The sequence below is a fragment of the Sandaracinaceae bacterium genome (assembly GCA_016706685.1).
Classification (GTDB): Bacteria; Myxococcota_A; Polyangia; order Polyangiales; family Houyiibacteriaceae; genus JADJJE01.
Map to the genome: position 1 here is coordinate 1 of JADJJE010000059.1, position 10,631 is coordinate 10,631.

At 69.2% G+C, this 10,631-nt stretch carries 8 protein-coding genes and 2 pseudogenes; 1 reads left to right on the plus strand and 9 read right to left on the minus strand.

Features of this window, described 5'->3' with window-relative positions; genetic code table 11:
• Positions 1-244 precede the first annotated feature (244 nt).
• Complete coding sequence (locus tag IPI43_34445; GenBank protein ID MBK7779162.1) at positions 245-658, minus strand: hypothetical protein; 414 nt, start codon at positions 656-658, stop codon at positions 245-247.
• Positions 659-793: 135 nt separating this feature from the next.
• On the opposite strand from IPI43_34445, the gene IPI43_34450 reads away from it, so the two are divergent.
• The gene (locus IPI43_34450; GenBank protein MBK7779163.1) at positions 794-1,894 is read left to right on the plus strand and encodes an alpha/beta hydrolase family protein; all 1,101 of its coding nucleotides are present in this window, start codon (positions 794-796) and stop codon (positions 1,892-1,894) included.
• On the opposite strand, the pseudogene IPI43_34455 reads toward IPI43_34450, so the two are convergent.
• The 8 genes and pseudogenes from IPI43_34455 to IPI43_34490 all read right to left on the minus strand — a co-directional run bounded on the left by IPI43_34455 (position 1,881) and on the right by IPI43_34490 (position 9,436).
• Positions 1,881-3,111 (minus strand): annotated as a pseudogene (locus IPI43_34455) (thiolase domain-containing protein). The gene IPI43_34450 and the pseudogene IPI43_34455 overlap by 14 nt on opposite strands.
• Complete coding sequence (locus IPI43_34460) at positions 2,993-4,138, minus strand: 3-hydroxyacyl-CoA dehydrogenase family protein (protein MBK7779164.1); 1,146 nt, start codon at positions 4,136-4,138, stop codon at positions 2,993-2,995. The pseudogene IPI43_34455 and the gene IPI43_34460 overlap by 119 nt, the downstream one beginning before the upstream one ends.
• Positions 4,139-4,866: 728 nt before the next feature.
• On the minus strand, positions 4,867-5,142 hold the full coding sequence (locus IPI43_34465; protein MBK7779165.1) for a membrane dipeptidase: 276 nt from the start codon (positions 5,140-5,142) through the stop codon (positions 4,867-4,869).
• Positions 5,115-5,645 (minus strand): annotated as a pseudogene (locus IPI43_34470) (membrane dipeptidase). The gene IPI43_34465 and the pseudogene IPI43_34470 overlap by 28 nt, the downstream one beginning before the upstream one ends.
• A 550-nt stretch (positions 5,646-6,195) precedes the next feature.
• Positions 6,196-7,695 carry a hypothetical protein gene (locus IPI43_34475; GenBank protein ID MBK7779166.1) on the minus strand — a complete coding sequence of 500 codons (1,500 nt, stop codon included), beginning with the start codon at positions 7,693-7,695 and terminating at the stop codon, positions 6,196-6,198.
• Complete coding sequence (locus IPI43_34480; GenBank protein ID MBK7779167.1) at positions 7,692-8,426, minus strand: PEP/pyruvate-binding domain-containing protein; 735 nt, start codon at positions 8,424-8,426, stop codon at positions 7,692-7,694. The genes IPI43_34475 and IPI43_34480 overlap by 4 nt, the downstream gene beginning before the upstream one ends.
• 174 nt (positions 8,427-8,600) lie before the next feature.
• Positions 8,601-9,083, minus strand: a complete 483-nt coding sequence (locus IPI43_34485) for a hypothetical protein (GenBank protein ID MBK7779168.1) — start codon at positions 9,081-9,083, stop codon at positions 8,601-8,603.
• Positions 9,008-9,436, minus strand: a complete 429-nt coding sequence (locus IPI43_34490) for a hypothetical protein (GenBank protein MBK7779169.1) — start codon at positions 9,434-9,436, stop codon at positions 9,008-9,010. Before IPI43_34490 ends, IPI43_34485 begins: the two co-directional genes overlap by 76 nt.
• Between the last annotated feature and the right edge of the window lie 1,195 nt (positions 9,437-10,631).

Below are 10,631 nucleotides of genomic sequence, written 5' to 3' on the forward strand. Positions count from 1 at the left end.
TCCGCTCGCCGTTCGATCCCGAAGACACCATGACGGAGAGCTTCGCAGCGCAACACGTGCCCCGGCCCGGCACGCGCGTCACCGTGGTCACCCGCGCAGGTGGGCTCGGGTTCCCCTATCGGACGGAGACCTCTTTCACCGAGTGAGTGCTGTTGCGCTGACGTGGCCCCAAGAAACAGAAACGCCCGACGCGGAGCCCCGAGGAGGGTCCACGCCGGACGGTCCAGCGAGCAGCGAGTGGCGCTCAGACGAACAGGAGGCTGGCCACGACCATCCAGATGCCCACGCCGATGGCCACGAGGCCCAGCATGCCCTGCTTGGGCGCCAGCTTGGCGATGGTGGTGTCCAGCTTGGCCACGGCCGCTTCGTCCTTGATGAACGTCTTCATGACGCCCACGCCGAGCAGCAGGCCAAGGCAGAGCAGGAGCACCGCGTTCGCCAGCATGGTGGCCCAGAGGATGGGCCAGGTGGTGAGCAGCCCCAGGCCGAGCACGGCGCCGATGATGCCCCAAGCGCCCCAGAAGGCGGAGACGACGCCGATCCAGCCCTGGTACGGCGCGAGCTTGTCGATGAGCTCCTTGGCGTCAGGCTTCTTCGCGATGATCAAGCTCGCAGCGCCGAGTACCCCAAGAACAATGAGCCAGATTCCGTTAACCATTCGAGACCCCCGAGAGATGTTGTGTGAGTTTTCCCCGGCGGCGAGTATGCCATGTGAGTTGCGCGGGTGGGAAGGGTGTCTGTGCAATCAACACCACCTCGACCGGGGAGGCACCGCCGACTATCTTCCCCGGCCATGCACTGGGTCGACCGCGCCACAGGCCGCTATCTCTCGCGCAAAAAGATGTTTGCTGCGGGCTTTGGGGACGTGGCTGCCCTCGAACGGATGCGCGACGCGCCGGCTCTCTTCGACGTTCCACACGGAATTTTCCTCGAGGAGGCCATCAAACAATCTCCATTCCTGACAGGCCGTCAGCGGATTGAGGCGCGATCGACCAAGGGCCTGAATCAACGCGAGGTCTCGTGGCACTCAGGCGCAGTCGACCCGCGCTTCGAGGACTCCGTGAGGAGGGGCCGTGCGCTCTTGCTCACACAACAGGGCGAGCTCTCGCGCGTGGCGCCCCTCTGCATCGCCATGGCCGCGAGTGGTGAAGAGGGCTACGCGCGCCGCGTGAAGCTGCTGGCGCCGCTGGTGCGCGAGGGCTTCGAGGTGCTGGTGCTGGAGAACCCCTTCTACGGTGCGCGGCGCCGGCCCGGCCAGCCGTCCGCCCGGCTGCCCACCGTCTACGAGCAGTTCCACATGAACCACGCGTCGGTGCTGGAGACGCTGGGGCTGCTGCGCGCGCTGCGGGAGCGGCCTGGCTTTCAGCACAAGCCGCTGGGCCTCGTGGGCTACAGCATGGGCGGCTTCATGGTGTCGCTCGCCGCCGGTGCGTTTGGGCAGCCTCTGGCCGTGGTGCCCGTGGCGGCGGGTCGCTCTCCGCGCAGCGTGTACCTCGACGGGGCGCTGTCGTGGGCCGTGGACTTCGCTGCGCTCGAGCGTGAGCGGCCCGATGCACCGCGCGTTCCTGGGGGAGCTCTTCGAGGCCACGGCTCGCCACCTGCACGCGCCCGCGCCCGGGTCGTCCATCGTGATGGCGGCCGCCGAGCGCGACGGCTTCGTCTTCCCCGAAGAGACCGACCAGCTCCTGCAGCACTGGCCCGGCGCGTCCCTGCGGCGCTACCGCGGCGGACACACGCACGTCTTCACCACCTTCGATGCGCACATTCGCCGCGCGGTGCGCGACGCCTTCCGTGGCCTCGCGCGCGGGTAACAAAAGAGACGAAGAAGCCCGCCTGGACCGAAGTCGAGGCGGGCTCGTTCGAGCTTCACGCGGACGGTGTCAGACGCCGATGACGAAGCTGACGCTGGTGGTGCCGCTGCCGCCGATGTTGAGCGTCTGCACGTTCTTGGCGCCGGCCACCTGGTAGTCGCCCGCCGTGTCGGTGACCTGCTTGAAGGCATCGAGCGCCTGGCGCACGCCGGAGGCGCCGACAGGGTGACCCGCGCCGATCAAGCCGCCGCTCGGGTTGATGGGGCAGCGACCGCCGAGGGCGATGGTGCCGTCTTCCACGGCCTTCCAGCTCTCACCGGGCTTGGTGAGGCCGAAGTGGTCGATGGCCATGTACTCGCTGGTGGTGAAGCAGTCGTGCGTCTCGATGCAGTCGATGCCCGACACGTCCGCGATGCCAGCGCGCTTGCGGGCGCTGGTGATGGTGGAGCGCACGTGCGGCAGCACGTACTCGGCGTCCTTGCTCTCGGCCACCTTGTCGTCGAAGCGCAGGCGCGCCGTGTTGTGGCCCCAGCCCTTGATGCGCGGGATGTTCTCGAGCTTCACGCCGTTGCGCGCCGCCCACTTGCTGGCGAACGCGGCCGACGCGAGGATGACCGTGGCCGAACCGTCGGTGACCTGCGAGCAGTCGCTGATCTTCACGCGGCCGCCCACGGCGCCGTTGAACTCGTCGCTCGCCAGGGCGTGCTCCTTGTTCATGTACCAGGTGCGGGTCTGCGCGTTGGGGTTCAGCTTGCCGTTGGCGTAGTTGATGGCGCTGATCTCGGCGAGGTGCTCGTCCTTGAGGCCGTAGCGCTTGTCGTACTCGTCGCCCAGCTTGCCGAAGAGCTTCGGGAACGGGGAACTCCACGCCCTTGGCCTCGAGCTCGTACCAGGCCGCGGGTGCCGAGGAAGTCGCCGCCACGGAGGCGTTCACGGTCTTCATCTGCTCCACGCCCACCACGCACTGCACGTCGTAGCGGCCGGCCTCGATCTCGGCGCTGGCCGCGAGCAGCGTGATGCTGCCCGACGCGCAGGCCGCTTCATGCCGCCCGGTGGGCAGGCCGCTGAAGGCCGGGTCGGCCTCCACGAAGAACGCGCCGATGTGGCCCTGCTTCGCGTAGAGCGACGCGGCGAAGTTGCCCACGTGACCGCTCTCGATCTCTTCGGGAGCCACCTTCGCGTCACGCAGCGCGCCGGCCACGGACTCGCGGATCATGGCGACGAAGTGCTTGCGCTCCTTGCTCCAGTTGCGGGCGAAGTCGGTCTGGTAACCACCAAGGATATAAACTTCTTTGGACATCTCGATTTTCTCCTTCTCTGCTGGTGGAACCGACGCTCAGCCGGCGACGAAGAACTTGCCGACGTTGATGGTGGGGTGGTTGAAGAAGCGCGTGCCCGGCGCGGCGTTCGCCAAGATGGCGGGCACGGGGACGCCCGACTTCTCGAGCATGCCGATGGTCTGCGCGAGGCCGATGGTGTCCACCAGCACGCTGGGCGGCGCCCAGTTGAAGCCCTGACCCATGATCAGGTCGATGCCCGTGATGGTGTCGGTGCACTCGCCCACGCGGTGGAACGAGTAGATGATGTAGCCAGAGATGACCTCGCGCGAGGTCGGCCTCGGCCCTGGCGGCCACGAACGCGGCCATGGCGGCGTCGTAGCGACCGATGCGGTGCAGCTCCGCGATCTCGGCGATGTAGCTGAGGTCCGGGAACTTGATCTCGTCCACCGGCTGGTAGCGGTCGGTGCCGGGAATGAGCGCGAGCTTGCGCTTGCCGTCACGCATGAAGAAGCCGCGGCCGCTCTTGTTGCCGAGCGTGCCCTTGTCCATGAGCTCCGCCATGTACTTCGGCAGCACCAGCGTGCTGTGCGCCTCGTCCTTGGTGAGGGCCACGATGTTGTCCACGATGGCGCGGTGGATGTCCCAGCCCACGAGGTCCACGGTGGCGAGCGGCGTGAGCGCGCGGCCGGTGTAGGGGCCCACGACCTTGTCGATGAGCGCGGGGCCGTGCTCTTCGGCCAGGATGGCGCACTCGTTGAGCACCTTGAAGCCCACGCGGTTGCCGGCGAAGCCCGCCGTGTCGTGCGTGCGGATCATGGTGCGGCCGAGCTTCTTCTCCGAGTACGTCTCGATGAAGTCGAGCAGGCCGGGGTCCGTGTCCTTGCCGGCGATCAGCTCGGTGCCGACGATGACGTTGGGCGGGTTGAAGAAGTGCAGGCCCAGGAAGTTCTTGCGGAACGACTCGCTGCGGCCCTCGGCCAGCGTGTTGATGCTGAGGCCGCTGGTGACGGTGGCCACGATGGAGTCGGCGCGACGCGCGGCGTCCACGCGGGCGAAGAACTCCCTGCTTGAGCGCGAGCTGCTCGGTGACGGCCTCGAAGATGAGGTTCGGCGTCGGCGCAGACCTTCTCTCGAGTCCTCGTAGCCGCCGGTGTCCACGCGCTGCGACACGGTGTTGGAGCGGACCATGGCCTTCGCCAGCGAGGGCCCCTGGCTCGGCCTTCTCCTTGGTGCGCGAGGGAAGGTCGCGCGGGACGGCCTGGGTGAAGGGGAGACGCCGCTGCCGAAGCCCATGGTGCCGTTCGCGCCGAGCACGACGACGTGGTTGAGCTTGCGGGACGCGAGCAGGTTCTGCGCGGATTGCGCCGAGGTGGACACCAGCTTGCTCCTTGATGGGGCCCGTTTGTTACCGCCCTGTGAGGGGTCGATTCGCGCGAGCCGGGGGGTTGGGGCGCTGTTTACAGATTTACCAGCGCACGCCCGAAACGTGACGCGTCAGGGTGCAGACGTCAACCCCGAGTAACGAAATACGCTATCTGGGTAGGCTCGTGACGGCAGTTTACACGCTGTTTACAAAACGCGCGTGGGCCGGGATCCCGCGTGATCCTGCGGGATCTCGGGGGGATCCTGGGCGATCAGGAAGGCGGGCCGGATGGATCACTTGGGACCGGTGTGATGGGCACCCCCGGCTGGAAGCCGGGGGCAGCAAACCACGCTTGGGCGACCTGAAAGTCCCCCCTTCGGGCGGACTAGATCGTGGTGCAGTTGGGGGCGGGTCACCAAGGGTACTGACCCCGGTTCTCGTGCTGTTGACTGCGCTCAGCTGACTGGCGCCTGCCGCGGAGGCGCTGCACGGTGCGGAGGAAGTTGCCCCCAGGATCTTCCGGATGCGCTCGGCCGACCAGCCCTCGGCGCAGCATGCCCGGCCAGCGCGGTAGCTCCAGGATGGTGGGCAGGTCGGGGGGCGGGGAGATGGCGCCGTCGTAGTCGGTGCCGATGGCCGGCACGTCTTCGCCCGCGATGTTCACGATGCGCTCGAGATGATCGACCACGGTCTCCACCGTGGCGCCGCGCTTGGCGAGGAAGGCGTTCGAACATGACGCCCACGCACCCGCCGGTGTCGGTCCACGGCGCGCAGCTGCTCGTCGGTGATGTTGCGCCAGTGCTCGTACACGCCCGCGATGCCGGTGTGCGTGACCACCAGGCTGCGGTCTTGTCGTGCACGGCCACCGCGTCGAAGAAGCCGCGCCGGCTGATGCGCGAGGTCCAGGCAGATCTTCTTCGCGTTCAGGACCTCGATGTACTCACGGCCCCGGTTGGTGAGCCCGTCGTTGCCCCCGAGGCGCGCCGCTGGCGAGCTGGTGGTCCCCAGGCTCGAGTTGGACAAGTGCACCAGCGTGATGCGCAGCACGTGCTGCGGGTCCAGCTTGGCGAAGTCGGTGAGGTCGTAGTCGAGGCAGTTGCCGCCCTGCACGCCGAGGGAACACGCCGTGTTTCCGGCCGCGCGCGCCTGCGCGGTACTGCGCCGTGGTCCGCACGATGCGGAAGACGTCGGGGTACTTCGCGAACTCGCCCTCGAAGCGCCGCAGGTTCTTGAAGAACAGGTTCCGGCGCACCTTGGCCGGCAAGAACGGGTTGGTGGTGATCAGCCACACGCCGCCCGTGAGCCCCGCCTCCATGGCGCGTGGGAAGTCGCAGTGGCTGTAGAAGTGGCGACCCAGCAGACCCTCGCCGTGCTTCTTCCCGAGGTCGTAGCCGAAGATGCGTGTCCAGATGAACGTGTCGAGGTGCAGGTCGATCACGTCGCTCTTCGCGTAGATCTCGACGGCCTCCTTGCTGATGGAGAGGCGCGCGGCCCAGGCGGCGAGGTCTTTTCGGGGATCGGTGAAGGCGAGCGTCGGCATGGGCGGAGGGTGGTCCGATACTGCCCTTGAAAACAAGCACAATTGGCACCCAGACTGCGGAGATAGAAGCCTCGCGCGCGACCGCCCCTTCGGGGCGGCGGGGGGGGCGAGGAGTCAGCCCTCGAGGGTCGCCCGTCGCCTGGTCGCCAACAGATCACGTCAACGCCTACGATGAGCGGATCGCGACGGTCAACGGCCGCGCTACTCGTCCGGCCCCAGCAGTCGCAGCCGCCCCGTGCTCCCGTCCAGCTCCACGCGGTCGCCCGTGCGGAACATGCTGGTCCCGTGCTGGGTGCCCACGATGCACGGCACGCCGTACTCGCGGGCCACCACGGCGCCGTGCGAGACCGCGCTGCCCACGTCGGTAGCGAGGCCGCCCAGCAGCCCGAAATAGGGCGTCCAGCCCACGTCGGTGATGGGGGCGATCAGGATCTCGCCGGCCTCCACCGCGCTCGCCTCCTCGAGCGTGCGAACCACGCGCGCTTTGCCGCGGGCGATGCCCACGCTGACGGGCTTGCCGATGACCACGCCGTCGCCGGCGTCGAACACGGGGCGCACGGGCTCGGGGCGGCCCACGAAGATCTCCTCGAAGATCAGGTCCATCTGGTAGGCGTAGGTCTTGCGGCGGGCCACCGCGAGCGAGGCGAGCTGCGTGTCACCGGCGAGGCACGCGGGCAGCTCCTCGTGCGTGAGGAAGAAGACGGCGTCCGCGTCGGGCAGGAGGCCCTCGGCGTGCATGGCGGTGCCGAGCGCGCGGTAGGCGTGCTTGAGGTGCTGGCCGGCCTTCACCAGGAGTGACTTGGTGGTCTCGCGCAGGCGCACGGCGTCATGAGCGCGCGCCACCAGCAGCTTCATGCCGCGCGTGAGCGGCTCGCTCGTGGTGTGCGCGCGCTTGCTTGGCTGCGCGCCGGCAGAGCGACCGCGCAGGGCGCTCTTCATGGAGCGCAGCAGCGGCACCGGGTCGTCGGCCCAGTCGCGCTGGTGCAGCTCCAGCTCGCGCACCGTGCGGTGCCCGTGCCGTGCGAGGTAGGCCTCGAACAGCTCGCGCGCGCGGCCCGCGTCGTGCTGCGCAGCCACGCCAGCGGGCCTCGGCTCGGCGTCGGTGAAGCGCGCGCTCGCGTCGGGGTGCTCGTCCGCGCGTCCACGATGCGGTCCACCCCTGGCGGCGATGTCGGCGCTCTCCACGTTGGTGGCGCCGCTGAGCAGCTCGGCCACGCGCGCGATGTCCTCGGCGGTGGGCGGCTCGTTCTTGGCGGTGACGCGCAGCAGGATGGGCGCCATGGCGCCGGCCGGTGACGAGCACGCCAGGTGGTGCGTGAAGATGTCCCACCACACGGGGAGCGCTGCGTCGATCTGCTGCCACGCGGCGCGCGCCGAGTTGGCGAAGCGCACGGCCTCGGCCACGGTGCCGAGCTCGTCCACCTGGGCGCGCATCTTGGGCACGCGCTTGCCGGCGCCCAGGATGAACGAGCCATAGCGCAGCAGGTTGCGGTACTGCACCAGCGGCCCGGCCGGCGGGGGCAGGGCGGCCTCGGCGTCGGGCACGCGCTGGCCGCAGATGGCCAGACACGCCTGCTCGGGCGTGGAGCCCGCTACCTGCGTGCTGATGCCCAGCACCTCGCTGAGGTTCAGGAACATGTGGCCGCTGAACACCGCCACGTAGCGGAACTCGGGCCACTCGCGCGAGCGCACCGCACTCATACGCACATGCGCTGCATGGACACGTCGATGCCGCGCGCGGTCAGCGAGCGCGTGAGCGGCGTGATGGCGCCCGGCATCATCTCGCCGATGTTGCACTTGGTGTAGAAGTCGTTGGGCCGCTGGATGATGTCGAGCGCGCGCGGGTCCGCCGCCAGGTGCGTGATGGGGCGCGCCTGAAGGAACACCACGCGGTTGTCGTGGTCCACGGCCCATTCGAGGTCGAGCGGCGCACCCACGGCGCGCTCCGCATCGCGCGCGTGCTTGGCCAGCTGCTGCAGCGTGGTGTCGGGCAGCACTGGTTCCGGGCCAGCCTGGTCGCGCTCCACGATGGTGTTCCGGGGGTCGAGCTTCAGGTGGTCGGGGGTCACCGCGCCGCTCACCAGCGCCTCGCCCAGGCCCCGCACCGCGTCGATCACCAGCCGGTCGCGCCGCCCGCTGACGGGGTCCACGGTGAACAGCACGCCCGCGGCGAAGGCGTCCACCATGCGCTGCACCACCACCGTCATGGTCACGTCGGTGTTGTCCGCGCGCGCCTCGCGGTAGGCCGCCGAGCGGGTGTTGCTGGCGCTCGCGAGGCACTCGGCAATCGCAGCACGCAGCGCGTCCGCGCCGACCACGTTCAGGATGGTCTCGTACTGCCCCGCGAAGGAGGCGTCCTCCGAGTCTTCGCCGAGGGCCGAGGAGCGCACGGCCACCGCGCCACCACCGAGCGCCTCGTAGTGGCGCAGCACCTCCGCGACGGTCGCGTCATCGAGGCCCGCGCCCCAGTGCCCACGCTCGCGCCCACCAGCGAACGCCGGCGAGTGAGCAGCCCGAATCGAGCAGCGGCGCCGCAGCCCCTCGGCCTTGGCCGCCGCCCACGGGCTGCCCCGCCGTGTCGGCGATGGCCAAGCAGAAGGGCGCGCTCACGCCTCGTCCTCGAAGACGACCGGCTGCAGGAAGCGGTTGACCTCCAGCCAGCCCAGGCACGCGGCGCCGCCGTCATCGGGCGTGAAGCGCACCAAGGCGCGCTCGTAGCGCGAGGGTTGTGGTGGCGAGAACGCGTGCGTGGCGTCTATCTCACACGCGGTCACGCACGTGATGCTGCCGGCCACCTCGGTGCCGTTCTCGTAGCGCGCGTGCACCCGGCCGCTGAAGGGCTGCTGCGCGTCGCTGAACGTCAGGTCGAAGCGCACCGTGTCGATGTCTGTGGTCCCGTCGGCGTGGCTCTGGTAGCCCACCATGATGGGCTCCTCATCGGGCCGCCGTCGCCGAACGCCACCGTCACCGCCTGCATCCGGAAGCTCGCCGTTGAGCACCAGGAAGCGCCACGTCATGTACGACATGCGCGGCCCCAGCTGTGGGTCGCGCTCGCCGCGCCCGTCCACCTCGAAGCGCTGGCGGTCCACGCTGGAAGTGCCCCGTGATGCGCGGTGGGCTGCTCGAAGCGCAGCGCGCTCAGCTCGTCGTGCGAGTGCCCGTCCACGCCGCGGTCCCCCACGCTGTGGCACGCGCCGATGCCGAACACGTCGAGGTCCACGCTGACCGGCAGCACGCGCCCCACGCCGGGCCCCGCGATCACGCGGCCGAAGGCGCGGGCCCGCACGCGGTTGTGCAGCAGCTCTTCTATGACCTCCCGCTCGAACGAGAGGCCCGCCAGGCGGTACGACCAGCGCTCCCAGTCGAAGCCCGAGAGCGGCAGCCGCGCCTCGTCCACGGCGATCCAGCGCGCCCCGTCGAACACGTAGAGCCAGAACCACACGCGCTCTTGCCCTGCATCACGCTTGATGCGCAGGACGCCGCGAGGCCGCCGTCGGGCGTGTACTCAGTCGTAGAAGAGCGACTCGTTCCACGGGATCGGCGGCATCGAAGGGGCGCGTGTCGTCGGCAGGGCGGATAACGAACTGGGTCAGCTCCGCAAGAGAAGGTGTCGAGGTCAGCGGGTCTCGCTGGGGGTCGAAGGCCCGTGTACAGAGGCACGTCTCAGCGGCCGCGAGATGTCGCCTGCACGCATTGCACCGACACCGTGGCGGGTTCCCATCCCCCCAGACGGGGGTTCCACGAGCAACTCTAGGAAAGTCGATGTCGCCCGACGGGGCTTTACGGCGACTCGAGCTCTTGGACCGTGTCGATCAGCCTCGCGGCTTTCGCGAGGCGGGCATGCACGTCGGTCATCGAGCGGCCCTTGCGTGTCCACGCCGCGAGCTCCTCGAAGAGCGTCGCGACCGCTTCGCGGAGCGGCGTTGCCGGGTACGCGGTGGCGCCGGCGGCCAGTGGCGGAGGAAGGACGGAGCATCGCGGCGGCTGACGACGACTCGCGCGTGAGCCGTCGGCGCGGTGGATGGCTGCGCGCGGGCCCACCATCGATGAGTGACCGCCCGCGTGCGGTAGCGATCCTTCGACCTGCGCGAGGAGGAGATCCGCGACGCGATCGTGCGTCGCCTGATCTCGACAGGCAGCTTCCCGGAAGGGGAGTTCTTCGTCGACCTCGGCCTTGACCCGCGCGAGTGCTTGACGGACGGTCCCTCGAAGGTCGAGCCGTGGTTCGCCAGTCGCTTGCGGAACATCCCGGCCACGAGCCGCGCGACCCAGCCGACCCGTCTGACGCCGAGCACGCCTTGCAGACCCGCCGAGAGACCTTGGTGATAGGTGGTGACGAAGCACCTCGAGCACGCCGTCGCGGGCGTCCTTCGGCGAGGAGATGATGGGTTTCGCGAGCCCTCCGGCGAAGGCGCCTTCGACATAGGCGCATGGAGGCTGGATTTGACGGCGAGTGACATGGGGGCTCCTTCAATCTCTGCGAGCGCCGCGAGCGACGAGCACGACGTCGAGGTCACGTTCGGTCAGGCGGCGTGCGCGCGAGAGCGCCAGGTTAACCTGCCTTGACGGCGCGTCGAGCGTCACGGGGAGCCCGGCGGGGTCGCGGGCCATGAGCCTCATGGACCAACGCATCGACG